Source organism: Dinoroseobacter sp. S124A (assembly GCF_049801015.1).
Taxonomy (GTDB): Bacteria; Pseudomonadota; Alphaproteobacteria; order Rhodobacterales; family Rhodobacteraceae; genus Dinoroseobacter.
This window is the reverse complement of the sequence record NZ_JBNAGD010000015.1, coordinates 30,624-56,060: the sequence shown is the minus strand read 5'-3', so window position 1 is coordinate 56,060 and position 25,437 is coordinate 30,624. Positions and strand designations below refer to the sequence as shown.

The following is a 25,437-nucleotide window of genomic DNA, read 5'->3' as shown; positions in this document are numbered from 1 at the left end:
TCCCACGGCGCTCGCCTTTCTCATGCTGCTGTCGCTGGCGCCCCAGGTGCTCGACGGGCAGGTGATCCAGGCCGAGGTGCCATGGTTGCCCCAGCTGGGCCTTTCGGCGTCGTTCTTCCTTGACGGGCTGGGCCTGCTCTTTGCGCTAATGATCACGGGCGTGGGCCTGCTGATCATCCTCTACGCGCGGTTCTACCTGTCGGGCGACGACCCGATGGGGCAGTTCTACACCTATCTGCTGCTCTTTCAGGGGGCGATGCTGGGGATTGTTCTGTCGGATAACATCCTGCTCCTGCTGATCTTCTGGGAACTGACCTCCCTGAGCTCCTTCCTGCTGATCGGCTACTGGAAACACCTGCCCGAAGGCCGGCAGGGCGCGCGCATGGCGCTGACCGTCACGGGCGCGGGCGGGCTCGCGATGATCGGGGGGATGCTGATCCTCGGGAATATCGTCGGCAGCTTCAACCTGACGGATATTCTCGCAGCCGGAGACCAGATCCGCGCCTCGGAGTGGTATCTGCCCGCGCTGATCCTGATCCTGCTGGGGGCCTTCACGAAATCCGCGCAATTCCCGTTCCATTTCTGGCTGCCCCACGCCATGGCCGCGCCGACACCGGTCTCGGCCTATCTGCACTCGGCGACCATGGTGAAGGCGGGCGTCTTCCTGATGGCGCGCATGTGGCCCGCGCTGGCGGGGACCGATGCGTGGTTCTACATCGTGTCGACCACCGGGCTGATCACCATGGTGCTGGGAGCGGGGATCGCGCTGTTCAAGGATGACCTCAAGGCGCTGCTGGCCTTCTCGACGGTCAGCCATCTGGGCCTTCTGACCATGCTTCTGGGCTTTGGCACCCAGGCCGCGGCGGTGGCGGCGGTGTTCCACATCATCAACCACCTGACCTTCAAGGCGGCACTCTTCATGACCGCGGGGATCGTGGACCACGAGACCCATACCCGCGATATCAAGCGGCTCGGCGGGCTCAGGCATCTGATGCCGATCACCTTTGTCATCGGCACGGTCGCGGCGCTCTCCATGGCGGGGATCCCGCTCTTCAACGGGTTCCTGTCCAAGGAGATGATGCTGGAGGAGGCCGCCCATACGGGCTGGGCCGGGAGCCATTACGCGGTGCCTGTGCTGGCAACGCTCGGCGCGCTGTTGTCGGTGGCGTATTCCTTCCGCTTCATCGCCCATGTCTTCCTCGGACCGGTGCGGGATGACTACCCGCACAAGCCCCATGATCCGCCCTTTGGCATGTGGGCCTCGCCCGCGCTCTTGGTGGTGCTGGTGCTGGTGATCGGCATGGCGCCCTTCCTCGCCGAGGGGATCGTGACGGCGGCGGCCAATGCGGTGACCGGCGCGGATCTGCACCCGCATCTGAAAATCTGGCACGGGTTCACCCCGGCGCTCTGGATGTCCTTTGCCGCGACGCTCGGCGGTCTCGCCCTGCTGAGCCAGCATGGCAAGCTCGACCCGATCTGGCAGGCCGCGCGCCGCCCCGAGGCCAAGGCGATCTTCGACCGTCTCATGGCCGCGGTGCAGGGCGCCTCGGCCCGCCTGACGGAAGTGACCCATAACGGCGCAATTAGCCGCTATCTCGCGATCTTCACGCTGGCCTCGGTCACCATGGGCTGGATCGCCTATTCCGGCAGCGGCCTTTCGGCCGCCACGCGGGAGCTTTTGCCCGTGCCGCCGGTGATTGCCATCGGCTGGCTGATGCTGATCGTGGCCACAGCCTGTGTCGTGAGCATGCACCATTACCGGTTCCGGGCACTGGTCCTGATCGGGATCATCGGGCTGTCGATCTCGGCGGGCTTTGTCTATCTCTCGGCCCCCGATCTCGCCCTGACGCAGATCTCGGTCGAGACGGTGACCATCATGCTGTTGCTGCTGGCGCTGCATTTCCTACCGAAAGTGACCCCGAAAGAGAGCCCCACGGGCCTCAAGATCCGCGATGGCATCATCGCCGTGGCGGCCGGGCTCGGGGTCGGAGGTCTGGCGTTTGCCTTTCTGCAACGGGACATCTCGACCATCTCGGATTACCACATCGCCAACAGCTATGAGGGCGGCGGCGGCACCAATGTGGTCAACGTGATCCTCGTGGATTTCCGGGGCTATGACACCTATGGCGAGATCATCGTGCTGGGGATTGCCGGGCTCGTGATCTATGCGCTGATGCATGCCCTGCTCAGCGGACCCGCCGCGCGGCGGCTGCGGAATGCCGATTACGATCAGGACCGCTCCCGCGATCGCCACCCGATGATGATGGTCGTGGTGACCCGGGTGCTGATGCCTATCGCGGTGGTGGTCGGGCTCTATATCTTCCTGCGCGGCCATAACCAGCCGGGCGGGGGCTTCGTCGCCGGTCTGGTCATCGCTATCGCGCTTTTGATGCAATACATGGCCTCGGGCTTTGCCTGGACGCAGGAGCGCAAGCGGATCGAGTATCACACCATGATCGGCTTCGGCGTGGTGATTGCCGGTCTGACCGGGGCAGGGGCCTGGCTGGTGGGGCGGCCCTTCCTGACCAGCGCCTATACCTATGTCCACCTGCCGCCCATCGAGGAGTTCGAGCTTGCCACCGCCATGCTGTTCGATCTCGGCGTGTTCCTGACGGTGCTCGGGGCGGTGATGTTGATGCTCTACAGCCTCAGCCGGATCGCGCGTTTCGCGGGCGAGACGGTGAATGTGGAGCCCATGGATTACGACCCGGCGGACAATGCCGCCGAGAGCGAGGTGGAACGCTGAGATGGAAGTCATTGTCGCCAGCACGGTTGCGGTTCTGACGGCAGGCGGGGTCTACCTGCTGCTGCGGTTGCGCACCTTTCCGGTCATTCTGGGCCTCGCGCTGCTGTCTTACGCGGTGAACGTGTTTCTCTTTGCCAGCGGACGGCTGGCCATCGACCAGTCGCCGATCCTGTCGAAATACGGCGAGGCCACCTATACGGACCCGCTGCCGCAGGCGCTGGTCCTGACGGCCATCGTGATCTCTTTCGGGATGACGGCGGTGCTGGTGATAATCGGGCTCGCCGCCTATCTGGAGGCGGATTCGGACCGCATCGACATCCATGACGAGGCTGATGCCGCCGCCACCCCGGACCCCGGTGAGACACCGGAATCCCTCGAAGCGGAGGGCCGGTTCTGATGCATTGGATTATCCTGCCCGTCATCCTTCCGGCGATGCTCGCGCCGCTGATCGCTTTCGTGATGCGCTATGACATGCCGTTGGCGCGCACGGCCTCCCTCGCCGGGACGGTGACCCTGCTCGCCGTGGCGCTGGGGCTGGCCGGCATGGCCGCCGATGGCACGACCCATGTCTACCGGCTGGGCGACTGGCCTGCGCCCTTTGGCATCGTGCTGGTGCTGGACCGTCTCTCGGCGCTGATGGTGCTGCTGACGGCGGCGCTGGCGCTGATCGTGCTGATCCATGCGATCACCACCGGATGGGACGCGAAGGGGCGGCATTTCCACGCCCTGTTCCAGTTCCAGCTGATGGGGATCTGCGGCGCCTTCCTGACCGGCGACATTTTCAACCTCTTCGTGTTCTTCGAGGTTCTCCTGATCGCCTCCTACGGGTTGATGATCCATTCCGGCGGCAAGGAGAGGATCCGCGCGGGCCTGCAATATGTGGTGATGAACCTCGCGGGCTCCACACTGTTCCTGTTCGCGCTCGGCACGCTCTATGCCTCCACCGGGACCCTGAACATCGCCGATCTGGCCGTGCGCATCCCCGAGATCCCGGCCGAGGAGGCTGCGCTTGTCCGCGTGGCGACGATCCTGCTGCTGCTGGTCTTCGCGGTGAAGGCGGCGCTCTTTCCGGTGCAGTTCTGGCTGCCGGCGACCTATGCCAATGCGCCCGCCCCGGTTGCGGCCCTGTTCGCGATCATGACCAAGGTCGGGGCCTATGCGATCCTGCGGATCCATACGACCGCCTTTGGCCCGGGCAGCCCGGGGACCGAGGATCTGGCCGGGACATGGCTCTTTCCCGCGGCGATCGTGACCATCGCCATCGGCGCGTTCGGCGTGCTCGGGGCCAAGCGCCTGATGCCGCTGATCGCCTTCTCGGTGGTCGGCTCCATGGGCACGCTTCTGGTGGCGGTGGCGGCGTTTTCGCCCGGGGCGACCTTCGCCGCGCTCTACTACATGGTGCATTCGACCTTTGCCGCGGCCTGTCTCTTCCTGATCGCCGATCTGGTGATCACCCGGCGCAGCCAGGACAGCCTGACCCCGACAGCCCCCACCATGCAGAACGGCCTCTTTGCGGCGCTGTTCTTCGCGGCGGCCATTGGCATGGCCGGGATGCCCCCGCTCAGCGGGTTTCTCGGCAAGCTGCTGGTGCTGGACGCCCTGCGCGCGCCGGGGGTGATCGGCTGGGCCTGGACCGCGATCCTCGCGGGCTCGCTCCTGACGATTGTCGGCTTCGCCCGCGCCGGCAGCGCGATCTTCTGGAAATCCACGGCCATGCCGCTGCCCGAACCGGTCGAAGGCGCGCCCCCGGTCGCGGTGCCGCCCCGCGCCACCGCCGGTGAGCTGGCCCCGACCATGATCGCGCTGGTCGCGCTCGCCGGGCTTGCGATCTTTGCCGGGCCGGTCTCGAGCTATCTCGAGGCCACCACCACGCAACTGTTCGACCGGTCGGGCTATGTCGGCGCGGTGCTCGGCACCGGGGAGGAGGGTTAACCCATGCTTGCACGCCTGATCCCCCATCCCCTGCTGAGCATCACCCTGGCGCTGGTCTGGCTGGCGCTGGTCAACACCTTTACCCTGGGCAACCTGATCCTCGGCATCGCCTTCGGCATCATCATCCCCATGCTGACCGCCGCCTACTGGCCGGATCGCCCGCGCATCGGCAAACCGCTCAAGGTCATCGAGTATCTGCTGGTGGTGCTCTGGGACATCGTCGTGGCGAATGTGCAGGTGGCGATGATCATCCTGTTCAAGCGCGAGCGCGACATCCGCTCCCACTGGATCCCGGTCCCGCTGGACCTGACCTCCGCCGAGGCGATCACCGTGCTGGCGGGCACCATCACCATGACCCCGGGGACGGTCTCGGCCACGCTGTCGGCGGATGGGGCCTGCATCCTCGTGCATTGCCTGCATTCCGACGACCCGGACGCGGTGCGGGACGAGATCAAGGCCCGCTACGAGGCGCGCCTCAAGGAGATTTTCGCATGATCGAATATGCTCTGCTCTTCGCGGCCCTGTGCTATGGCGCAGCACTTCTGCTGGACCTGTGGCGCATCGTGACGGGCCCCTCTTCGGCGGACCGGATCCTGGCGCTGGACACGATGGTGATCAACATCATCGCGCTGCTCGTGCTCTACGGGATCTGGCGCGGCACGGCGATCTATTTCGAGGCGGCGATGCTGATCGCCATGGTGGGCTTCGTCTCGACCGTGGCCTATTGCCGGTTCCTGCTCCGCGGCGACATCATCGAGTGAGGTAGACAGATGGATTTTCTCGCAGACCTCCTCATCGCCGCCGCCCTCGTGATCAGTGGCGTGTTCGGCTTCGTCGGCTCCTACGGGCTGATCAAGCTGAAGGACACGGTGCAGCGCCTGCATGCGCCGACCAAGGCGACAACCCTCGGGGTGGGCGGCGTGCTCGTGGCCTCGATGATCTATTTCGCCAAGACCGGCTATGTCTCGGTGCACGAACTGCTGATCACGCTGTTCCTGTTCCTGACCGCGCCGATCACCGCGAATTTCATCGCCAAGACCTATATGGCGCGCAATCTGCGCGAAAAAGAGCTCCCCGAGAGCACGGGCAGCTTCGGCTGGTCGGTCTATGACGACCCGCCCGAGAGCAGACCGGACAACCCGACCTCCTAGATCGGGCCCGCGTCGATCCCGTAGCGCGCCGTCACCAGGTCGAGCACCTTGCGGCAATGGGCGAGATCCGCCTTGGCCGTGGCCCGCATCTGCGCCAGCGCCAACAGACGCCGGGGCAGCGGATACCACCGGTCGAGATCCAGCCCGCAGCGATCCAGCAGCATCATCGGCAGGGTCTGCACCGCCAGCACCTGGTTGTGATAGGCCTGCGCCGCCGAGGCCCCGACCCAGGCCTTGCGATCCGCACGAAACAGCCCCTCCAGATCCAGCGCGTAGAAACCCGCCCCGCGCAGCTGGTCGCGATAGAGCAGATGCGCCCCGAAGAACCCGGCGACACTGGTCAGGAAGTGGAACGCATGGCGCGTGTTGATCGACAGGATCGCGCCCTGCGGGGACAGGACCGGCATCACGGGCGGCATCTCGGCATCGCGAAAGAAACTGCCCCCGCAATTGACAAAGATGCTGCCCGGCGGCACCGGCAGGGACGCGCCCTGCCGCAGGCGGATCTCGGGCCCGGTCGCCCCGTCCACCACATCCTCCAGGTAATCCGCATGGGTCGCGCTCAGCCCGGACTGGATGCGCGCCTGCTCCTCCTCCGATTGCAACCCGTAGAGGAACACCTCGTTCGGCGTCTCCGGATCGGTCGAATGGGTCTTGCGGATATGGGCGATCAGCGCGTCGTCCTGCGTCCCGTCATAGGTCAGCGCAACATCCCGAAAGAGCCGCGAGACCAGCGCGCCGGAGGTCCAGCGCTTGATCCCCATGGGCAGGTAGCGTGTCCGGTTCAGGAAGTTCGTGCCGCGCCCCTTGTAGAGCGTGATCTGTCGCGCCGGGTCCGCCGCCAGCGTGGCCAGCACCGTGTCCATCCCGGTCTTGCCCCCGCCCACCACATGGACCGGCGCGCCGGGATGGGCGGCGAGGGTCGCGGCCAGCTCCTGCGGGATGATCGACACGACCTCCGCCGAGCGCAGCGCCAGAGGCTGGGCCAGACCGTAGTTCAGACCGGCCGCATGGATCGCCCGGGCGGCGCGGACCGTGACCTCCTGATCCGGCGCGCCCAGCGGGTGATAGCGGATCTCGGCCATCGGGCCCTGGGCCGTGCTGACCTCAGCGCATGCGGTCGCCACGCAGCCAAAGGCGGTCTGCAAGCCGACCTGCGCCGCGATGGGGGTCAGAGCCTGACCCAGATGGGTCTGCACCTCGTCCCGCTTGGCGAGATAACTGCGCGGTTTGCGCCAATCCCATGCCATGTCTCCCACGGTGAACATCGGGTGGGGCTGATGCAGGCGCACATAGTCATAAGCCGTGTTCCACATGCCCCCGGCATCGGGTTTTTCATCCACCAGCAGGACGCGCGCGCCCTTGGGCAGGTACTCCGTCGCCGCATAGAGCGCGTTCAGCCCGGCAATCCCGGCGCCGATCACCACAAGCGCATAGGTCTCCTGCGCGCTTGCCTCCACATCTGGTGCCGGTGATGTCTGATCCAGCATTTTGTCCCCTCGACCGCCTCGCGTCTCAATTCCGCAAGGGCATCATGGCCGAAACGGGCGGCTGACAACAGGGGGGCGTGGGACGGGCACATCGCCCACCGCTGGACGTACGGTTGGATTTCACAACATAATCTTGCTTACCTGCGTATTGCGCGACGCACCGTGACCGTGCGGCTGCCTGCATCCTAAGCAAATCTCTATCTTTTGCGCGCAAGGATCCCTACCCATGACAGACCCCAGCGTCCCGCGCGTCTCAACCGATTGGATCCCTGCCCCGTGTTCTCCTTGCTTCGCTGCCTGACCCTCTGCCTCTGCGTTCAGTTCGCCTCCACCGCCTTGGCCGAGCCGGTCTTTGTCCAGATGCCCGATCCCGTCGCCTCGGCGACCCCCTTTGCGCCCCTGCGCGACGCGCCGTCCGCCCGTGGCAAGGTGGTCGCCAAGCTCTGGCCCCTGCAGGAGCTTCGGGCCCTGCGCAAGGTCGGTGACTGGACCGAGGTGCAGGCGGGCGCGCATATGCAGGGCTTTCTGCGCAGTGATCGGCTGGGCGCCGAGGCGCCCGCGCCCCTGACTGTGGTCGCCTTCACCCCGTTTGCCGGGCGCAAGACCTATCTGCGCGCGCAGCCGTCGGACAGTGCCCTGCCCGTGGTCGCGGATCCTCTGGCCGCGGACAGCGTGGTGCAGGTGGTCACCCGCGACAGGGACTGGACCCTCGTGCGCAGCTCCCTTGGGGTGGTCGGCTGGGTGCCCATGGCGGTGGCGCAGGTCGCGGCGAACCCCGCGCGGTTCGCGCTGACAGGAGCGACCGTGTTTCACCCGCGCTTCGCGCCGCTTACCGTCCCCGGGCAGGTCTGGCTCGGCGCGTTTCGCGGCCACACGGGGCCCCACGCCTCGCGCGACGAGATCCGCGCGGCGCTGGCCGCCGCGATCGCCGATGCGCCCGCACTGGCACCGCTGGGGGACCGGGATGTGCTTGTTCTGGCCGATGGCAAGCGGGTCTATGGCCCGCTCCTGCCCGACGAAGCGCGCCAGATCCTCGCCCATCCGGCGTTTCGGGCCGCGTTTAAATCCCAGCCGCTGACCTATGAAGGGCCCGAACTGGCCGCGCCGGTGCGCTATCAGGCCCGCAACCTCACCCGGTTCGGCACGCCCGAGGGGGTGGATCCGGCCTATCCGGTCTATGACTTCTCGGGCGGGTGCAGCTTTGCCTCCGCCGCCCCCGAGGACGGCGCTTATCTCAACACCTTTACCGATGTGCTCTTCACCAAAGAGATCTCCGTCTCCTGGCAGGAGGCCCTGCGCCTCATCTGCGGATCCTTCGCGGCGGCGGGGCAGGACCTCGCTCATATCACCTTTCTCGATGCGGATCCGCAAACACCCCAGAGCGTGCTGATCCGCGAGAACCGGGTTGCGTTCCGGATCGCCCATGGGGACTGCACCTATGATTACGCGCTCGACATGACCCAGGTTCTGGCTCAGAGCCGTCGATCGGCCAGCGGCCCGGACTGCCCCGTGGTGCTGCGGGACCTGCGACTGGCGCGGACGACCCGGCTGGTGACCGAGGCCCATCGGGCGCTGGAGGTCGTGTTGCGCGGCACACGGGAGGGCGGCGTCCGCTTCACCCGCCCCGAAGAGGTGCTACGCGGGACCTATGCCTATGACAACCGGGTGGAGATGCGCGCGGCCGCGGGGCATGACACCAGCCTTGCCGCCGCCTGCAAGATCCGGATCGCCATCACGCGCGAGCCCCGCACGCGGACGACCAAGCTGTCGGATGAGATCACCGTGCGCAACAATGTCCATCACATCACCTATGACATCGATCTCCACGGGAATCTGGTGGTGGCCATGGTCGGAGCGGAAGAGTTTCAGCTCTTCGGGAGCTTGCAAAAGATGCGCCGGGGCTTTCGCAAGAACCGGGGCACCGGGCCGGAGGCCAGCTATCGCGAGCTGTCGAAGATCGCGTTTCCCTTTCACGACCATCACGGCGCCGAGATCGCGAAAGAGGCCTGGACCCGGCTGGCGCGGCTCTGCGCCACGCGGCCGGGCTGAGCCCCCGGTGGCCGCGCCGTTGGCGCGGCGACCCGCCCGCCCCCACGCTTGGGGCATAATCCCCGGATCCTGCACCCGGGACAGGGGCGCCCGGGCCTGAAGACCCGGGCGGGCGCGGCGCGGCCCCGCCGTGCCCAGGACCGACCGCGCGCGAGGTCCGACCCAATTGGCGCGGACGTCCGGACGCGCTGGATCCGTCGAGAACGCTTGAAAACACCGTCATGTGCTGCTCCAGACACTTTTTCTGGAAAGGCTTCCCATGACCGTCTTCAACCCATCTGCCCTGACCGCCACACCCGACGCGGTGGCCCAGGCCCTCACCCTCAGCGGCGCGCCCGCAGCCCTGGTCAGCGTCACCGATGGCTCGCTCAGCGCCCATGGTGTCAGCGGCCTGTCCGACGTCGAGACCGGCACCCCGGCCCAACCCGGCCAGACCTTCGAGATCGGCTCGCAGACCAAGATGATCACCTCCGCCGCGCTGCTCAAGCTCGCTGAGGCGGGGCTGGTGGATCTCGACGCCCCGCTGGGCGACTACCTGCCCGCCGAGATGCTCGACGGGATCGCCAACGCGGCCGAGGCCACCCTGCGCGAGGCGCTCTCCATGCGCAGCGGCATTCCCAGCTACACCGATCTGGAGGATGAGGACGGCAACGAGCTCTTTGATCTGATCACCGCCGAGAACCCCGACACCGTGATCGGAACCGATGTCGCGCTGGATCTGGTGCGCGGGATCCCTGCCGATTTCGCCCCGGGCGCGGAGTATGCCTATTCGAACACCGCCTATGCCCTGCTCGGCAAGGTGATCGAGAGCGTGACGGGCGAAAGCCTCGACGCGGCGCTGGAGGCGCTGGTCTTCGCCCCGCTCGGGATGACGGACACCAAGCTCGACGATCACACCACCGACCCCGCCCGCCTGTCGAGCTATCTCGAGGGCGACGCGGGCCCGATCGATGTCACCTATGTGCTGCAGGACCAGTATGCCGAGGGTGGCGTGATTTCGACCACCCCCGATATGACCACCTTCCTGCAGGCGCTTCTGGTGGATCAGACCCTGCTCTCGCCCGAGGCTCTGGGCCAGATGCTCACCTTCGGCGAGACCGACACGGACGGGATGGGTTTCGGTCTGGGCCTGATCGTGCTGCAGGATGCGGAATTCGGCACGCTGGTGGGCTTTGCCGGCGGCACCCTCGGCACCGACAGCGCGACTTTCCTGCATCTGGAAACCGGGCGCATCCTCTCCACCGCCGTGACCACCGTGGATCTGGATTTCGGTGCCCTCTCGGGCCTGACCGCAGCGCTGGAGCTTGTGGCCGAGGACTCCGCCTGGGCGCCGTCGGACGCAGACGGCCCGCTTGAGGTCCAGGGCGTCTCCGCCGCGGATCTGCTTGTGACCGAGACCGAGGACGGGGCCGACATCGCCGCCGAGGGCGCCGCCCTGCACATCGAGGCCCCGCTCGACGCTCTGAGCCGCGCGGATTTCGCCTTCGAGGACGGCTCGATCCTGCTCACCGGGACCGACGGGGCCGACCGGATCGCCCTACGCAAGAGCGACGCGGCCTATAGCGCCGACAACCAGCTTCTGGGACTTGAGGGCAATGACCGCCTGCGCGCCGGGTCCGGCGATGACCGGCTGGTTGGAGGCCGCGGGGACGACCGGCTCAAGGGTCTGGACGGCGACGACCGGCTTGAGGGCGGCAGCGGCGATGACCGGCTCAAGGCCGGGGCGGGCGCGGATGTCCTGATCGGCGGCGCGGGCGATGACCGCATGGTCGGTGGCGCGGGCGCGGATGTCTTCGTCTTTGGCGACAGCACCGAAAACGGCCGCTTTGAAACCGACCGGATCCGGGATTTCGACGCCAGCGCAGACGCGCTCTTTCTCGGCGGCGCCGAGATCACCGAGATCCATGAACGGCAGACCCATGTGGTTTTCATCTTCGACGGCGATGGCGACGCGCTGATCGTACAGGGCGTCTCCGATGCCGATGCCATCACCTTTCTCTGACCCACCAACCCTCTCTCACACAGGACAAAATCCATGACATATCTCTCCTCCTCCCTCTGCGCGCTTCCCCTGCTTGGCCTTCTCGCGGCCTGTAGCGGCACCGGATCGGACTATGTCCCGCTCACCGATGGCGCGCCCGCGCCCGGGTTTGACGCCGATCTCGCCGCATGCCAGGAGGTGGCGCGCCAGAAATCGCTGGTCGATGCGGAAACCCGCGAGGACGCGCTGATCGGCGCGACGATCGGGGCCCTGGCCGGGCTGGCCGATGAGGACGGTTCGGGGCTGGGCGGCGCGCTTGTGGGCGGGGCCGTGGGTGGCACCGCCGGCGCGCTGGAGCGCCATGACGACCGCGCCGAGATCGTCACTGCCTGCATGAAAGGGCGCGGCCATGCGGTTGTCGGTTGATCGGCGCATGGTCTGCGCCGGAGGTCTCACCTATCTGGCCGGGCTCTGGCCCGGCCGCCCCGCCGCCGGACGCGATCCGGTTGAGCGGGCCGTGACCCGGGCCGCCGCCGATCCGGCGGTGCCCGGGGTGATCCTGCGCCACGAGACCGCGCAGGGCGGACGCAGCTGGACCGCCGGGCGGCAACGTCGCGATGGCGGCCCGGCCCTGCGCCCGGCCACCCCGTTTCACATCGCCAGCATCGGCAAGCTCCTGACGGCCACGGCGGTGCTGCAACAGGCCGAGCGCGGCACGCTCGATCTCGACGATCTTGTGATCGACCATCTGGGCGCGGCCAGCCTGCGCGGGCTGGCCGGGGACGCGGCCCCTGCCCTCACCCTGCGCCACCTGCTCGGCCATCGCAGCGGCCTGCCCGATCTCGACAACGACCCGGGGTTTCAAAACGCAGTCCTCCATGACCCGCAGCGGATCTGGACGCCGCAGGACCTGCTGGAGGTCGCGCGCGGCCTGCCCCCCACCGGACGCCCGGGCGCACAGACCAGTTATAGCTCGACCAATTACCACCTGCTCGGGCTGGTGCTGGAACGGGTGACGGGCACCGCCTATGCCAACCTGATCCGCCGCGACATCCTCGCGCCGCTCGGTCTCGGGCGGACATGGCACAGCGTGCAGCACTGGCCCGCCGCGCGCGCCGCACAGCTGCCCCCCTTGCACCACTATGCCGGGACGGTGGACCTGACGGAGCATCACCCGAGCTTCGAATTCGCCGATGGCGGCTTTGTCTCGACTGCGACGGATCTGACCCGCTTTGGCCGCCTGCTGGCCCAGGGCGCGCCCTTTGCCGATCCCGGCACATGGGCCCGCATGATCGAGGCCGAGACCCCGCGCCCGGACGGGTTGCACCAGGCGCTCGGCCCCATGGTCGCCTGGCAGGGCGGCGCACCCCGGGTCGCGCTCCATGGCGGGTTCTGGGGGCTGGGCCTCAAGCTGGATGTCGCGGGCGCATGGGCAACCGTCGCGGCCACGGGACAGGCGGAGGCCGATCCCTGGCCCCTCATGGCGCTGACACCGGAGGGGGTGCGATGAGCCCCCGTCAAACCGCCGGTCTGGGCGCGCTCCTCGTGGCGGGATGCTACCTGACCGGGATCGCCTTCGTGCTCGGCCCGCTGGCGCCGCTGGGGCTTGGCACCGGGGCGATGGATGGCGCAGCGGTGCTGCAGCTGACCCGGCAGAGCCCCTGGCTCCTGCCGCTCTGGATGACGGTGATCTATGATCTGAGCGCTCTTGGCACCGCGCTGGCCGGGCTGGGGCTTGCACGGGCGCTGGCGCGCGACCTGCCCCATCTCGCCCTCGCCTCGGCCGCGACCGCGCTGATCTGGACCGGGCTGACCCTCGCCAGCGGCATGGTCGCCCGGGCCGGGCTGGCCGAGCTTGCAGCACTCGCCCCCCAGGACCTGCCCCGCGCGCTGGAGACCTGGCGGATCCTGCACCTGATCGAGACCGGGCTTTCCGGGCGGACCGAGGCGCTTGGCGGGCTCTGGATCGGGCTGGCGAGCTTCGCGGCCCTGCGGATCGGCGCGCTTTCGGGGGTGGCGGGCCTTCTGGGGGCGGGCGTGGCGCTGGCCGGGCTCGCGACCTACCTGCCGCCCCTGTCGCAGGGCGGTGGGATGGTCTTTGGCCTCGGGGCTATCCTATGGTGTGGCTGGGCCGGGGTGGAATGGATCCTGCCGCGCCCCGCCGAGACCTGACCCCGCAGCCAACGGACCGCCCGTGACCAACGCCGAGATTGCCGATCTGATGTGGAGCAGCGCCGCCCTGGGGGTGGCGTTCTTCGCGTTCTGCGCCGTGCTGGCCCGGCGGATCCGCACGCGCGGCCATGCGCTCTATCTCGATGCGGTGGCGGTGTTTCTTGCGGTGCAGGTCACGGATATGGCCGATGATCTGGTCTTCGGGCCGCCGATCCACGCGCCGCTCTGGGCCTATGGCTGGCAGGATGCGCTGCTGCCGCTCTTCATGATCTCGCTGTGGTTCTTCGTGCGCGGGCTGACCGAGCCCGCATTGCGCCTGCGCCCGCGCGATGCCTGGCATCTGCTGCCCCTGGGGCTGGGGCTGGTCTTTCTGCTGCCCTTCTTGTCCCTGCCGGGTCCGGAGCGCGCCGGGCTTTATGTGGATATCGATCTCGGCGGGACGCGCGTGCTCTGGGCCGAGCTGGGCGTGCTCGCCTTCTGGGTCGGGTGGATCGGGCTCTTGATCGGCTACGGCTTTGCCTGCGCGCGCCGATTGACCCGCCACAAGCGGACGATCCGGGCACTGTTCTCCGATCTCAGCGGCAAGTCGCTCTGGTGGCTCGATGCGCTGGTGGCGATGATCCTCGGCCTTGCCTGGGTGGTGATCGCAGATGAGGTGCTGATCCTCGCCTTCGATGCCGGGTTCCTCGAAGGGGCCGCCGAAGGGGTGCATGAGATCCTGTTGGGGCTGATCTTTGGCCTGTTCGGGATCCAGGCCAAGCCGCCGCTGCCCGACTGGTCCGCCGAGGTTGTCGCCAACGAGACCGCCCCGGCCCCACCGCCCCCCGCCACCGAGGACGAGACCGGGGCCGGAACCGGGGCATCGCCGGGCCGCTACGCCCGCTCCGGCCTCGGGCCCGAGGACCTGACCCGGCTCGCCGCGCGGCTGCAGACCCGCATGGAGGCGTCCCGCCTGTGGGAGGATCCGATGCTCACCCTCAAAACCCTGTCCGAGGCCACGGCCATCCCGCCCATGCATCTTTCAGAGGTGCTCAATACCGAGATCGGTCAGAGCTTTTTCGACTATGTGAATGCCCACCGGATCGAGGCCGCCTGCAGCTTGCTGGCCGAAAGCGAGCTGGGCGTGCTCGAGATCAGCGAGGCGGTGGGCTACAACTCGAAATCCACCTTCAATGCGAATTTCAAGCGGATCACGGACAAGACCCCGACGGAATGGCGCCGCGCCCTGCGCGCCATGACCCGCCCGGCCGCGCGTCCCTGAGATCGGTGGCGTGGGTCCGCACGCGGACCCACGCGGACCCGCGCTGTCCGATCCCGGATAGACGGGGCCCGGGGGCACGCCCCGCCGCCCCTCGCCGCCCCCCGCCGCCTCTTGCTGCCGCGCGCAAGACGCGCGACTGTCAGGCTCGGGGGAACAGGGGGTCGCGCGATGCGGATCATGTGTCTGAACGGCTGGGGCGGCACGCTCCACGAGGAGCTGCTGCCCTATCTGGCCCAGAGCGCGCCCGACATCCTGTGCTTGCAGGAGGTCGTCCACAGCCCCGCCACCGACAAGGACTGGCTGACCTATCGCGATGGCGACCATGTCCTGCCCCAGCGTGCCAATTTCTTTCGCGACATCTGCCGTGCCCTGCCGGACCATGTGGCGGTGTTCTGCCCCGCCGCCCAGGGCGTGCTCTGGGACGGCGACAGCGCGGTCCCGTCGCAATGGGGGCTCGCCACCTTCGTGCAGCGCAGCCTGCCGATCATCGGCCAGGTGCAGGGCTTCGTGCATAAGGACTACGCGCCGGATGGCTATGGCGACCACCCCCGCTCGCGCAGCGCCCATGGGGTGCGAGTCCATGACCCCGGCGCCGGCCGCGACCTGAGCGTGACCCATATGCACGGGCTGCGCGACCTGCGCGGCAAGATGGACACGCCCGCCCGCGCCGTTCAGGCCGCGCGGCTCCGCAGCCTGTCCCACCAAGTCTCGCGCCCCGGGGAATTGCGGGTGATCTGCGGCGATTTCAACGTCGAGGCCGACAGCGCCACCCTGCGCCATCTGGCCGAGGACGGGCTGACCGAACTCGTCACCGCGGGCGGCTTTCCCGGCACGCGCAGCAGCCATTACACCAAACCCGGGCGCTTTGCCGATTACATGCTGATCAGCGACCCGGAGGCCGTGCAGCACTTCGAGGTGGTCACCGACCCCGAGGTCTCGGACCACTGCCCGCTGGTACTGACCCTCTAGCCGCGACCGCGATAGGGCGGCACGCCCTGATCCGGGATCCAGACATCCTGCGGCATGGCCCCGGTCTGCCAGAAGACATCGATCGGGATGCCGCCGCGCGGATACCAGTACCCCCCGATCCGCAGCCATTGCGGGTCGAGGAAATCGACCAGACGGCGGGCAATCGAGATCGTGCAATCCTCGTGGAAGGCCCCGTGATTGCGGAACGCCCCAAGAAAGAGCTTGAGCGATTTCGATTCCACCAGATACGGGCCGGGCACGTAATCGATCACCAGATGCGCGAAATCGGGCTGGCCGGTCATCGGGCAGAGCGAGGTGAATTCCGGCGCCGTGAAACGCACGCAATAGGCCACATCCGCCTGAGGGTTCGCCACCCTCTCCAGCTCTGCATCTTCGGGGGAGGTCGGAAGTTTCGTGTCGCCACCCAGCTGGGTGAGGCCGCTGTAAATCGTTTCCACATCGCGCTCCATCGGTTTCGCCGCGCTGATACACGCCCGGTTTCCGCCGATGCAAGCCCGTTCGGGCGGTGCGGCGCCGGGGTCAGGCCCCGGGCGGGGCGATCGGCAGGCGGATCTCGAATTGCGCCCCGCCCAGATCGCTGTCGGTGATGGCGATGCTGCCGCCATGGCTGGTGATGATCCGGTGGCACAGGGCCAGACCCATCCCCGTCCCTTCGCCCACCTCCTTGGTGGAAAAGAGCGGCTCGAAAACCCGGTTGCGCAGGGCCTCGGGAATGCCCGGCCCATTGTCGGCAATCTCGATCAACGCCGCCCCCCCCTCGGCATCCGGACGGCTGCGCAGGCGCAGATGCCCCGGCCCCGGGACCGGCTGCACCGCTTGCTGGGCATTGATCAGGATGTTGTAGATCACCTGGATCAGGCTGTCAGGATCCCCGAGGATCGGGGCGAGATCCTCGGCCAGAAACACCTCCACCCGGGTCTCCGCCGACAGCCCGCTCTCGGCCACATCAAGCGCGCTCGCGACGATCTCGTTGACCGAGCAGGGCGTCTTTTCAAAGGGCCGCTCCTGCGCCATGTCGAGAAACATCTCGACGATCTTGGCACTGCGATTGGCGGCCTCGGCGATCCGGTCCACCCGGCGCTGCAGCACCGGATCCGCGATCTGACCCTCCAGCATCTGGGCATAGCCCACGATGATCGAGAGCGGATTGTTCAGCTCATGGGCCACCCCGGCCAGAAGCTCGCCCAAGGCCGAGAGCCGCTCTTTCTGGTGGGTGATCTCGCGCTGGCGCGCCAGCTCGGCCTCGATCGCGCGCTGCTCGGTGATGTCGATGAACGACACCAGAAACCCGTCGAGCCGCGTCTTGTGACAGGACGCCACCACATGACGGCCATCGCTGAAGGCCACATGCACATCCTTGCGGTAGGTCAGCACCGTATCGCGCCAATAGGCGATGAACTCATCGACCGTCCGCCCCTCCGACAGCACGAAATGCCCCGCCGCCGCCTGCTTGCGCGTGGCCTCCAGCACATGGTCCCCGACCCGGATCCGCGGCTCCCTGGTCGAGAACAGCTCCGCCCATTTCTCGTTGCCAAAGGTGATGCGGAGATCCTTGTCAAAGAGCACCACGGCGATATCGAGGGTCTGCACCGCGTCGGTGACCGCCGCCAGATTGCGGGTCTCGGCATCCTTGAGCGCGGTGATATCCGTCACCACCACGACGCAGCCGCCATTCTCGACGCGGCCCCGTTCCACGAGGAATTGCTGCCCGGATTTGAACCGCACCTCGAAGGGTTTCAGGGTCTCGCGCTGCTGCAGGATCGCGGCGCGAAAGGCCGCGCCCAGATCCTCGGCGCGGGCATCGTTATCCACCGAGACCAGCTGCGGCGACAGATAGGCCATCCGCGCCTCGGGCGGCATGGCGATCAGATCCGCAGCACTCAGGCCATAGGGCGCGGCAAAGGCCTCGTTGCAATGGGTGAACTGGCCGCTGGCATCCTCGATCGCCACCCCCACGGGCAGGCGACTCATGGCGCCCACGATCAACTGCTCGGCCTGCCGGTCCTCGGTGACGTCCTGCATGGTCAGAACCCGCCCGCCCAGCTCGGTGTCATAGACATTCCCCAACAGGGCCGAGCCATGGTTGTTGGGCACCGGGAAATCCCGGGCATTGGTGTCGATCAGCTGATCCATCGCGTCCAGCAGATGCTCTTCGGCCATCCCCTCGGGCAGCGGGAAAAGCCCGGTGCGGATCGCATCCCGGTGGATCTGGCGCATGCTCCGCCCGGCAATCAAGAGCTCATCCCGGGGGTCGCCATGGGCGCGGAACTTCTTGTTGGCAAAGACCAGCCGCTGGGCCTCGTCGATCAGGGCGACACCGAAATTCACATTGTCGATCGCATCGGCAAAAAGCGCCCGCGCATCCCGCGTCTCGACCGACGGGGCCGGGGTCGCCGCCAAAACGAGCGTCGCACCGCCATCCGCCCGCGCATGGAGCTTGAGCGTCAGCTCCCCCTGCTCCGGCAGGGGCAGCTCTGCGATCAAACCGGTCTTTTGCCGGTCTCGCGCCTGCGCCAGGGTCTGGATCAGCCCGTCCCCCTCCGCCGCGCCGAGCAGCGCGGCCAGCGCCTCCGCCAAGGTCGCAGGCGTCGCCACGGCCTCGGCAAAGGGGGCATTGGCCAGGGTCAGCGCGCCCGCCGGGTCATAGACCGCTACGCCATGGTCGAGACAATCGAGCGCCTCGGCCAAAGGGCCGTCCATCCCGGGGGCCGCGCGGGTGCTGTGCAGATCATCCATGGCATGCCTCGATCCTGTTGGCGGCGGATCCCGCCCGGTGCCAAGCCAAGCACGGAACGGGCGCGCGGGGGACCGGGCTTTTTGTAACAATTGTGTCTGACACCCGGTGCCCTCCCCGTCCCCCTGCAGTCTGTCCCTATGCAATCTGTCCTTATGCGGTCTATGCCGCCGGCCGCAGCCAATCCTCGGCGCAGACCACCTCGGACAGCCCGGCCAGATGGCGCACGCGGTTCAGCTCTGCCATCAGCCCCGCGACCCGGGCCCGCCCCATGCGCAGCCCCGCCTCGGGCCAGACCGCGCGCAACTCCAGCATCTCGCCCACCCGCTTGGCCTCCAGCCGCCCGATCAGGCGATCCCCCTGCATCGCCGGAAAAACGTAATACCCGTAACGCCGCTTGGCCTCGGGCACGAAAATCTCGATCCGGTAGTGAAACCCGAACAGCCGCTCGGCCCGCGCCCGGTCCCGCAGGGCCGGATCGAAGGGCGACAGCAGGCGCACCCGCCCCGACGGCTCCGGCAGGTCGGCGGCCTGATCAAGGGCGGCCTCCGTGGTAAAGCTGCGCCGCCGCGCCCCGTCGGCCATCTCGATCTCCGCCTCGCGGATCCGCCCCGCCGCCAGCGCCTCGGCGCACCAGACCTTGGCCTCATCCCGGGTGACGATCTCGAAAAACGCGGCCAGCTCGCCGCTCGTGGCAAAGCCCAACCGCTCCAGCGCGGCGGCCATGGCCCAATCGACTGTCTCTTCCCGCGACAGGGTCACACCGCGCAGCTGCGACGGGATCACCCGCTCGGCCAGATCGTAGTATTTGCGAAACCCCTGCCGGTGACAGATCGCGAGCTTGCCGGACCGCCAGAGGAATTCCAGCGCGGTCTTGGACGGATGCCAGTCCCACCAGCCCGTCGACCCCCGCGTCTCGCCCTCGCCCACATCGCGCGAACACAGCGCGCCGCGATCGGCCACATGGCGCAGGATCTGGTCCAGCTCCTGGGTCCAGCCGGGCCGACGCGCCTCGGACCAGCGGGCCTCCATCCGGGCGCTGTCGCGGGCGAATTTGAGCCGCCACATGGGGTAAAAGGCCATGGGGATGACCGAGGCATCGTGGGTCCAGTGCTCAAACGCCGTGCGATGCCGCGCCACCAGATCCTCCAGCGCGCGGGGCCGGTACTGACCGCGCCGGGACCACAGGATCAGGTCATGGGCCCGGGCCAGCGTGTTCACGCTGTCCACCTGCACGAAGCCAAGCGCGTCGAGCACCCCGTCCAGATCCGCGCCGCGCCCCGGGCCGGTCCCCGGGCGCAACAGCAGATGACGGTCGAGAAAGAGACGCCGGGCGCGGGTATTGTCGAGAACAGGTCGGGTCATGCCAACGGTCTAGCGCCTCGCGCCCCGGCAGGTCCACCGCATCGCGACCCGATGCGCGGCCAACGCTGTGACCTGCTAGTCGAAGATATAGCCGATCCCCCGCACCGTGCGGATCGTCTGGGGCTTGGCCGGGTTGACCTCGATCTTGCGGCGCAGGCGCGACACCCGCAGGTCGATGGACCGGTCGAACGGCTCCCATCCGCGTTTATGCGCGCCTTCGAGGATCTGATCCCGGCTGAGCGCCCGCCCCTTGTTGTCGAGAAACAGCTGCAGCAGATCGAATTCCATGGCCGTGATCGGGATCTCCTCCCCCTCCGGACCAAAGAGCCGCGCGCTCTCCAGATCGACCTGGCACTGCCCGAAGGGCACCATGCCCCCGGCCCGGGCGGTCGCGGCGGCGGTGACCGGGGCCTGCTGGCGCCGCAGGGCGGCCTTGATCCGGGCCTCGAGCTCGCGCAGGTCCACCGGCTTGCCCAGATAGTCATCGGCGCCCATCTCGAGCCCGACAATCCGGTCCACCACATCCCGCGCCGCCGTCAGCATGATCACCGGCACCGAGGAATAGACCCGCATGTCGCGCAGCGCCGAGAGACCGTCCTGCCCCGGCATGTTGATATCCAGCAGCACCAGATCCGGATCGTCCCGCTTGAGGCTGGAGGTCATCTCGTTGGCATTGGCCGCCTGCAGGATGTCATAGCCCCGTTCCGTGAGGTATTCCGCCACCATCTCGCGCAGGCGCGGCTCGTCATCACAGAGCAGGATCTTGAGCGGGGCGTCGGTCATGCGCGCATCCCCCTCCTGCATGTCATCCTCAAGACCATCATCGTCATCACACCCTGCTTGCAGCTCCGGAACAGCCATCCGGATGCGGAATTGCCCCCCTCATGTCACACGCCCCAAGTGAACCATGGAACGCCCCGGGGCGAGAGGGCCTGATTTGTATCATTTGTGTCAAAGATGACGCCTTTGCGCGGGAACAGACACAACAGTTACCGGCTGCGAAATCAGAGAGATAAGCCCGGCCGATAGACCAACGCCATGGCCAGATTGGGCCTGTGAACCTGCGGACCGTTTCTTCTCCGCGCGGCCTTCCGGTCGGGCGGGATCCCCGCAAACAGCCTTATAAAGGACAGTGACATGCCAGTGACCGGTTTTATCAAGATCAAGGACATCCCCGGGGAGTCCCTCGGCGCGCGCGCCACCAGAACAGAGATCGACGCCCCCGAAGCGCCGGGCCCAATGACGGCCGCGCTCCTGCTGCCTGCGGTGCAGCAACTCGCCCTCGACCATTTCGAGTTCAACGACACGTCGGAGAGCCCCTATTGCGTCGATCACGACCCGTCGCCGCCGAGCGGGGAAGACCTGCTGGCCAGCGCCGAGGACGAACCCTGTGACCCGTTCCTGTCCGAGCTGTCCGCCGGCACCGCCGAGCCCTGCGAGCCCTTCATTGCCGAGCTGACCTTCGGCACCTGCGAGCCGCTCATCATGGAAGACGCGCTCTTCTGATCCCGCGCGCCGCGCCCCTGCCCGGTCGCGGCCTCTCTCCGTTCCGCCCTGCCCTCGCGCAGCGGCCCAATTCCAAAGGACATGCCATGAAACCCTTTCCCCTGATCGGAGCGCTGCTCCTTGGCCTGCTGCCCCTCGCGGCCCAGGCCGCCCCGGTCTTTTACAGCGACCGGACGAGCTTCACGAATGACGCAAACCCCAATGGCAGCGAGAATTTCGAAGGCGAAACCGCCGGGACAACCTTCGAGAACACGCCCCTCAATACCGGTTTCATGACCCTGACCGGCGGGCCGATCCCGATCTATCCCGATCAGGGCGAAGCGAATATCATCGCGCCCGGCGGCTCCTGCTCGGACAATTCCGACCCCAATGGCAGCAACTATGTCTGCGCCTATGCCGATGTGTTTTCCAGCATGCGCGTCGATTTCGTGGCCCCGGTCACGGCTTGGGGCGCGGATTTCCGCGATATCGGCGATGGCAGCCGCAGCACCACCGTGGATTTCCTCGACAGCGATGATGCGGTGATCGCCAGCTATGAGTTCACCAACAAGGGCGAGGGGCAAGCCTTCTTCTTCGGCGCTGTGCTGGAGGATGACGCGGCCATGAGCCTTGTCTTCCGCGCCACCGCTCCGAAGCAGCAGACAACCGACCTCTACGGGTTCGACAATGTGCTCTTCACCGTGCCGCGCGACGTGCCGCCGGTCCCGCCGGTGCCCCTGCCCGCCTCCTTCGTGCTCTTGCTGAGCGCGCTTGCGGGCGGCGCCGGTTTCTCGCGCCTGCGCCGCGCCAGAACTGCCTGACACGGGGCCTTGGGCGGGCATCACCAGCGGCCCGCCCGGCATCCGCCCGGTCGCCATCCGGACCCGGGCCCCTTCTGTTTGAGACCCGAGTAACGGGTGTCGGTGGCGCGGTCCGAGATCTCGGACCGCGCGGACCCGAGCCGCGGCGCACGTCGGTCGAAGAAATGCGGGTCGCGCTCCGCAAAACCGCCCTCCGGTCCCTCGGTCAGCGCGCCGACGCCACATCTGAACCAGGCGATCAGGGCCACGAGGACCTGCATTTTCCATGTAGAAGAGCCGCTTTTGGCTCAACAACCAACCTTTGAAGCAGTCTCTGGTGACGCAGGACCACGAATGGCACAGTCCAGCCCCCCCAGCCGCCATGACACCCGTCTCAGGCCCTGCTCAGACCAGCACGGCCGGTCCGCCATAGGCCGCGACCTGTTTGTCCGCCGTCAGCAGGATCATCCCCTCCGCCGTGGCCTGCAGGACGAGCATCCGGTCGAACGGATCACCATGGAGCGTGGGCAACGTGCCCAGCCCGAGGCAATGTCGCCCATCCATGGGCAGCTCTTGATAGCCATTGGCCAGCAGGCCCGCGCGCAGCGGGCCGGGGTCTAGGGTGAAATCCGGACGACCAAGACCGCGTTTGATCGCGACCTCCCAGATCGAGACGGCGCTGAACCAGAGCGTATTGGCCGGGTCCTTGACGATGCGGTCGGCCTTGGCCGACATCATGTTCTCGCGCAGGGCCGCCCAGATCAGCAGATGCGTGTCGAGCAGGTAGTTCACCCTTCGAACATCTTGCGGATCTCTTCCGCGCCCATGGTGTCGAAATCCTCGGGGATCTCTGCATGACCAGCCATGAACCCCGTGCGGCGGGGCCCCTGCCCCTCGAGCGCGGTGACCTTGACCAGCGGCGTGCCAGCTCGCGCGATGACGAAGGGCTCTCCGCTGCGCGCGGCCTCCACGAGCCGCGACAGGTTGGATTTCGCATCATGCATGTTCACGGTCTTCATCGGGACCTCCAAGGTTAGCCCACTAAACTTAGTCCACTGAGCTCATCGGGTCAATGGAAGGCGCAGACATGGGACGCGCGAAGGTTGTCGCGTAGGTGGGCTTGGATTGGGCATCACCAGCGAGGCCCCCGGATCGCCGCATTACGCCGTAAAGAGACCGGTGGTCTCCATCAGCGCGTCCCGGGACCAGTTGATATGCTCGGTCAGCGTGGCACGGAACAGCGGCAGGTCATCCTGCCGCAACGCCTCGACAATCGCTTCGTGGTGGCGTGTTGCAGTGTCCCAGACCCAGTCGGCCTGCGGGAACCGGCTGCGCGCCGCCATCGCACAGACCTCAATCGGGTGATACATCTTGATCAATTGGGCATTGCCCGCCGCTTGCACCAGCAGCCGGTGGAAGACCGTGTCCCCGTCATGGCGCGACTCGAACTCTTCGGGCGCGCTGGCCGGGGCGCGCATCCGGGAAAGCTCCCGGTCGAGATCCTGCACAAGGGTCGCGCGCTGATAGGCATTCGCCATCTCGACCCCGCCGGTCTCGAGCAGAAGCCGCACGGCGAAGATCTCGCGCAGTTTGGCCTTGGTGAAGCTGGTCACGAATGTCCCGTGCTTTGGACGGACCGTGACGAGATCGAGCGACATCAGCATCATCAGCGCCTCACGCACGGGCGTCCGGCTCACGCCGCAAGCCTCGGCATAGGCGCTCTCGGAGATGCGGTCGCCGAACCCAAGAATACCTCGGGTGATATCCAGCCGGATCTTCTCGGCAATCATCTCGCGATCCGCCGAGCGACGTGGCTCAGGGGGAGGCGTACCGACCTGGGGTTGGGGCGTCTTCAGGGGCATAGGGCAGCCTATGCCGAAGCGGATCACTGATTCCATCCCCAATCCCCCAAACCGGCGCCCTGTTGCCGCCCTAAAGCGAAACAATAACGCCATTTTCTTTGTTTTGTTGCCACTTATAAGCCCGAAACCAGACTTGTCGCCTACGTAGTGAGCTCTTACACGCAATTAACGCTTTCTTATATACATCATAAAATTCGTTAAATATATATTAACAGCCCGCGCAGTCAGCACGGGCTCGGCGGAGCTGGTCGAACCTTCCCCGCCGCGGTGATCCGGAGCGCCGCCATTCTGCAGCGCTCCCAGTAAGGTTCCGTGCCTGGCGGGCACGGGCGTGGAGGATGGAATTGTCTAGCGAATTGAAGATCAAAGAGGTTGGCGTCAACAAGGTCAGCGCCGCAAGCGGGAATACCGGCGTCGTGGATCTCGGCGACCGGGGCAAGGAATACCATATAGATCTGGAGAGCCTCGACGCGCTCAACGTGCTCGACCACAAGCACAATGCGGATCTCCAAGCGGTCATGACCCTTGGGCAGGACGGCAAGAACTTCCAGAAGAAACAGATCGGCTTGACCGACAACGAGACCGGGGAACTTGACCCGGAATTCGTCGCCCTGATCACGCTCGCGGCCAGCGGCGAGAGCGAGATGATCCGCTTTCTCGATGCGGGCGACGGCTTTGTCAGCATCGAGGTGGATGGCGACTGGTCCACGGATGTCTTCCGCTTCGAAGGGGACCAGATCAACAAGCTCCTCGCCGACCTGTCGGATTTCGACGTGGTTTGCGATGCGCTCGACAGGGGGCTCGACCTCAAGAACAAGACATCCGAGATCGGCGTCTACCTCTACGAGGATGACAAGGATCGGGCCTTTCACGGCAATGACGCCGATGTGGACAGCGCCGCCGTCAAGGCGATCCTCGGGGGCAGCTCCCTCGACCTGGACGAGGCGGTTGCCCTGACCGAATACGCCCTGAGCGAGGCGGGCCAGGCCGATGACGGCATCCGCATCGACTATACCGGCTCCAGCGTCATCCTAGAGATCGAAGCCAGCCGCGACACGGTGGACACGCTGGTCCTCAAGGGCGACGCCTTCTTCGAGGCGTTCAACACCACGGTCAATCTCAAGAACAACGCCTCGCAGATCGGGGTCTTTGACTACGACAATGGCAATGGCTTCTTCTCGGGCGATGACGGCAATGTGGACAGCGCTGCGGCCAAGGCGATCATCGGCGGCTCCAAGATCGACGCTGAAGAGGCGGATGAACTGGTGACCCTTGCCCTGTCCGGAAGCGATCCGGATGTGCGCTATCTGGGCGGCGATGACGACTCGGCCATCATCGCCATCGAGGCCTCTGGCGACACCGTGGACACGATCCTGATCTCGGGCGACGCCTTCGATTTCGCCTGAGCATCAGCCACCA

Annotated in this window: 24 protein-coding genes; 16 read left to right on the top strand and 8 right to left on the bottom strand. The window is 66.9% G+C overall.

Features of this window, described 5'->3' with window-relative positions; genetic code table 11:
* From ACP15I_RS21925 to ACP15I_RS21900, 6 genes are all read left to right on the top strand, one after another.
* A partial coding sequence (locus tag ACP15I_RS21925) for a monovalent cation/H+ antiporter subunit A (protein ID WP_424976693.1) occupies positions 1–2,746 on the top strand: 2,746 nt, incomplete at its 5' end.
* Between the two features lies 1 nt (position 2,747).
* Positions 2,748–3,143, top strand: coding sequence for a Na+/H+ antiporter subunit C (locus tag ACP15I_RS21920; protein WP_424976692.1), 396 nt, complete (start codon positions 2,748–2,750; stop codon positions 3,141–3,143).
* Entirely contained in the window at positions 3,140–4,678 is a 1,539-nt protein-coding gene (locus ACP15I_RS21915) for a monovalent cation/H+ antiporter subunit D (protein ID WP_424976694.1), read from the top strand. The genes ACP15I_RS21920 and ACP15I_RS21915 overlap by 4 nt, the downstream gene beginning before the upstream one ends.
* Positions 4,679–4,681: 3 nt before the next feature.
* On the top strand, positions 4,682–5,173 hold the full coding sequence (locus ACP15I_RS21910) for a Na+/H+ antiporter subunit E (RefSeq protein WP_424976691.1): 492 nt from the start codon (positions 4,682–4,684) through the stop codon (positions 5,171–5,173).
* Entirely contained in the window at positions 5,170–5,439 is a 270-nt protein-coding gene (locus tag ACP15I_RS21905) for a K+/H+ antiporter subunit F (protein ID WP_424968810.1), read from the top strand. Before ACP15I_RS21910 ends, ACP15I_RS21905 begins: the two co-directional genes overlap by 4 nt.
* A gap of 9 nt (positions 5,440–5,448) precedes the next feature.
* On the top strand, positions 5,449–5,829 hold the full coding sequence (locus tag ACP15I_RS21900) for a Na+/H+ antiporter subunit G (RefSeq protein ID WP_424968811.1): 381 nt from the start codon (positions 5,449–5,451) through the stop codon (positions 5,827–5,829).
* On the opposite strand, the gene ACP15I_RS21895 is transcribed toward ACP15I_RS21900, so the two are convergent.
* Positions 5,826–7,319: an NAD(P)-binding protein gene (locus ACP15I_RS21895; RefSeq protein ID WP_424976690.1), complete on the bottom strand. Its 1,494-nt coding sequence runs from the start codon at positions 7,317–7,319 to the stop codon at positions 5,826–5,828. The two genes, ACP15I_RS21900 and ACP15I_RS21895, sit on opposite strands and share 4 nt — an antisense overlap.
* Before the next feature lie 276 nt (positions 7,320–7,595).
* Here ACP15I_RS21895 and ACP15I_RS21890 point away from each other — a divergent pair, with 276 nt between their 5' ends.
* The 7 genes from ACP15I_RS21890 (at position 7,596) to ACP15I_RS21860 (ending at position 15,751) form a co-directional block, all read left to right on the top strand.
* Positions 7,596–9,368: an SH3 domain-containing protein gene (locus ACP15I_RS21890; protein WP_424976689.1), complete on the top strand. Its 1,773-nt coding sequence runs from the start codon at positions 7,596–7,598 to the stop codon at positions 9,366–9,368.
* Positions 9,369–9,627: 259 nt separating this feature from the next.
* Complete coding sequence (locus ACP15I_RS21885; protein ID WP_424976688.1) at positions 9,628–11,370, top strand: serine hydrolase; 1,743 nt, start codon at positions 9,628–9,630, stop codon at positions 11,368–11,370.
* 33 nt (positions 11,371–11,403) lie between these two features.
* On the top strand, positions 11,404–11,775 hold the full coding sequence (locus ACP15I_RS21880) for a glycine zipper family protein (RefSeq protein WP_424976687.1): 372 nt from the start codon (positions 11,404–11,406) through the stop codon (positions 11,773–11,775).
* Positions 11,759–12,859, top strand: coding sequence for a serine hydrolase domain-containing protein (locus ACP15I_RS21875; protein WP_424976686.1), 1,101 nt, complete (start codon positions 11,759–11,761; stop codon positions 12,857–12,859). The genes ACP15I_RS21880 and ACP15I_RS21875 overlap by 17 nt, the downstream gene beginning before the upstream one ends.
* A complete protein-coding gene (locus ACP15I_RS21870; protein WP_424976685.1) occupies positions 12,856–13,521 on the top strand; it encodes a hypothetical protein in 666 nt (221 codons plus the stop codon). Before ACP15I_RS21875 ends, ACP15I_RS21870 begins: the two co-directional genes overlap by 4 nt.
* 22 nt (positions 13,522–13,543) lie before the next feature.
* Positions 13,544–14,782, top strand: coding sequence for a helix-turn-helix domain-containing protein (locus ACP15I_RS21865; protein ID WP_424976684.1), 1,239 nt, complete (start codon positions 13,544–13,546; stop codon positions 14,780–14,782).
* A 168-nt stretch (positions 14,783–14,950) separates the two neighbouring features.
* Positions 14,951–15,751 (top strand): endonuclease/exonuclease/phosphatase family protein, encoded by an 801-nt coding sequence (locus ACP15I_RS21860; RefSeq protein ID WP_424976683.1) that lies wholly within the window; start codon positions 14,951–14,953, stop codon positions 15,749–15,751.
* On the opposite strand, the gene queF is transcribed toward ACP15I_RS21860, so the two are convergent.
* The 4 genes from queF to ACP15I_RS21840 all read right to left on the bottom strand — a co-directional run bounded on the left by queF (position 15,748) and on the right by ACP15I_RS21840 (position 20,654).
* Positions 15,748–16,221, bottom strand: coding sequence for a preQ(1) synthase (gene queF / locus ACP15I_RS21855; RefSeq protein ID WP_424976682.1), 474 nt, complete (start codon positions 16,219–16,221; stop codon positions 15,748–15,750). The two genes, ACP15I_RS21860 and queF, sit on opposite strands and share 4 nt — an antisense overlap.
* Positions 16,222–16,291: 70 nt before the next feature.
* Positions 16,292–18,508 carry a PAS-domain containing protein gene (locus tag ACP15I_RS21850; protein WP_424976681.1) on the bottom strand — a complete coding sequence of 739 codons (2,217 nt, stop codon included), beginning with the start codon at positions 18,506–18,508 and terminating at the stop codon, positions 16,292–16,294.
* Between the two features lie 160 nt (positions 18,509–18,668).
* Positions 18,669–19,871, bottom strand: coding sequence for a winged helix-turn-helix domain-containing protein (locus ACP15I_RS21845; RefSeq protein WP_424976679.1), 1,203 nt, complete (start codon positions 19,869–19,871; stop codon positions 18,669–18,671).
* A 75-nt stretch (positions 19,872–19,946) separates the two neighbouring features.
* Positions 19,947–20,654, bottom strand: a complete 708-nt coding sequence (locus ACP15I_RS21840; protein ID WP_424976678.1) for a response regulator — start codon at positions 20,652–20,654, stop codon at positions 19,947–19,949.
* 354 nt (positions 20,655–21,008) lie between these two features.
* Here ACP15I_RS21840 and ACP15I_RS21835 point away from each other — a divergent pair, with 354 nt between their 5' ends.
* Together ACP15I_RS21835 and ACP15I_RS21830 are read left to right on the top strand one after the other, a co-directional pair.
* Entirely contained in the window at positions 21,009–21,377 is a 369-nt protein-coding gene (locus ACP15I_RS21835; RefSeq protein WP_424976677.1) for a hypothetical protein, read from the top strand.
* 86 nt (positions 21,378–21,463) lie between these two features.
* Positions 21,464–22,177: a hypothetical protein gene (locus tag ACP15I_RS21830; protein ID WP_424976676.1), complete on the top strand. Its 714-nt coding sequence runs from the start codon at positions 21,464–21,466 to the stop codon at positions 22,175–22,177.
* A gap of 384 nt (positions 22,178–22,561) precedes the next feature.
* Here ACP15I_RS21830 and ACP15I_RS21825 read toward each other — a convergent pair whose 3' ends face one another.
* From ACP15I_RS21825 to ACP15I_RS21815, 3 genes are all read right to left on the bottom strand, one after another.
* Positions 22,562–22,948, bottom strand: coding sequence for a type II toxin-antitoxin system VapC family toxin (locus tag ACP15I_RS21825; protein ID WP_424976675.1), 387 nt, complete (start codon positions 22,946–22,948; stop codon positions 22,562–22,564).
* Positions 22,945–23,175: a type II toxin-antitoxin system Phd/YefM family antitoxin gene (locus tag ACP15I_RS21820; protein WP_424976674.1), complete on the bottom strand. Its 231-nt coding sequence runs from the start codon at positions 23,173–23,175 to the stop codon at positions 22,945–22,947. The genes ACP15I_RS21825 and ACP15I_RS21820 overlap by 4 nt, the downstream gene beginning before the upstream one ends.
* Positions 23,176–23,316: 141 nt before the next feature.
* On the bottom strand, positions 23,317–24,018 hold the full coding sequence (locus ACP15I_RS21815; protein ID WP_424976673.1) for a GntR family transcriptional regulator: 702 nt from the start codon (positions 24,016–24,018) through the stop codon (positions 23,317–23,319).
* A 344-nt stretch (positions 24,019–24,362) separates the two neighbouring features.
* Between ACP15I_RS21815 and ACP15I_RS21810 the strand changes: the two genes are divergently transcribed.
* Positions 24,363–25,424, top strand: a complete 1,062-nt coding sequence (locus ACP15I_RS21810) for a hypothetical protein (RefSeq protein ID WP_424976672.1) — start codon at positions 24,363–24,365, stop codon at positions 25,422–25,424.
* The last annotated feature ends 13 nt before the right edge of the window (positions 25,425–25,437 follow it).

Excerpts from the sequence above, each read along its gene's own strand:
- ACP15I_RS21830 (WP_424976676.1), top strand. The coding sequence starts at position 21,464 with ATGAAACCCTTTCCCCTGATCGGAGCGCTGCTCCTTGGCCTGCTGCCC.
- ACP15I_RS21920 (WP_424976692.1), top strand. The coding sequence starts at position 2,748 with ATGGAAGTCATTGTCGCCAGCACGGTTGCGGTTCTGACGGCAGGCGGG.
- ACP15I_RS21850 (WP_424976681.1), bottom strand. The coding sequence starts at position 18,508 with ATGGATGATCTGCACAGCACCCGCGCGGCCCCCGGGATGGACGGCCCT.
- ACP15I_RS21835 (WP_424976677.1), top strand. The coding sequence starts at position 21,009 with ATGCCAGTGACCGGTTTTATCAAGATCAAGGACATCCCCGGGGAGTCC.
- ACP15I_RS21870 (WP_424976685.1), top strand. The coding sequence starts at position 12,856 with ATGAGCCCCCGTCAAACCGCCGGTCTGGGCGCGCTCCTCGTGGCGGGA.
- ACP15I_RS21880 (WP_424976687.1), top strand. The coding sequence starts at position 11,404 with ATGACATATCTCTCCTCCTCCCTCTGCGCGCTTCCCCTGCTTGGCCTT.
- ACP15I_RS21820 (WP_424976674.1), bottom strand. The coding sequence starts at position 23,175 with ATGAAGACCGTGAACATGCATGATGCGAAATCCAACCTGTCGCGGCTC.
- ACP15I_RS21860 (WP_424976683.1), top strand. The coding sequence starts at position 14,951 with ATGCGGATCATGTGTCTGAACGGCTGGGGCGGCACGCTCCACGAGGAG.
- ACP15I_RS21845 (WP_424976679.1), bottom strand. The coding sequence starts at position 19,871 with ATGACCCGACCTGTTCTCGACAATACCCGCGCCCGGCGTCTCTTTCTC.
- ACP15I_RS21840 (WP_424976678.1), bottom strand. The coding sequence starts at position 20,654 with ATGACCGACGCCCCGCTCAAGATCCTGCTCTGTGATGACGAGCCGCGC.
- ACP15I_RS21905 (WP_424968810.1), top strand. The coding sequence starts at position 5,170 with ATGATCGAATATGCTCTGCTCTTCGCGGCCCTGTGCTATGGCGCAGCA.
- ACP15I_RS21815 (WP_424976673.1), bottom strand. The coding sequence starts at position 24,018 with ATGCCCCTGAAGACGCCCCAACCCCAGGTCGGTACGCCTCCCCCTGAG.
- ACP15I_RS21875 (WP_424976686.1), top strand. The coding sequence starts at position 11,759 with ATGCGGTTGTCGGTTGATCGGCGCATGGTCTGCGCCGGAGGTCTCACC.
- queF (WP_424976682.1), bottom strand. The coding sequence starts at position 16,221 with ATGGAGCGCGATGTGGAAACGATTTACAGCGGCCTCACCCAGCTGGGT.
- ACP15I_RS21900 (WP_424968811.1), top strand. The coding sequence starts at position 5,449 with ATGGATTTTCTCGCAGACCTCCTCATCGCCGCCGCCCTCGTGATCAGT.
- ACP15I_RS21895 (WP_424976690.1), bottom strand. The coding sequence starts at position 7,319 with ATGCTGGATCAGACATCACCGGCACCAGATGTGGAGGCAAGCGCGCAG.
- ACP15I_RS21885 (WP_424976688.1), top strand. The coding sequence starts at position 9,628 with ATGACCGTCTTCAACCCATCTGCCCTGACCGCCACACCCGACGCGGTG.
- ACP15I_RS21910 (WP_424976691.1), top strand. The coding sequence starts at position 4,682 with ATGCTTGCACGCCTGATCCCCCATCCCCTGCTGAGCATCACCCTGGCG.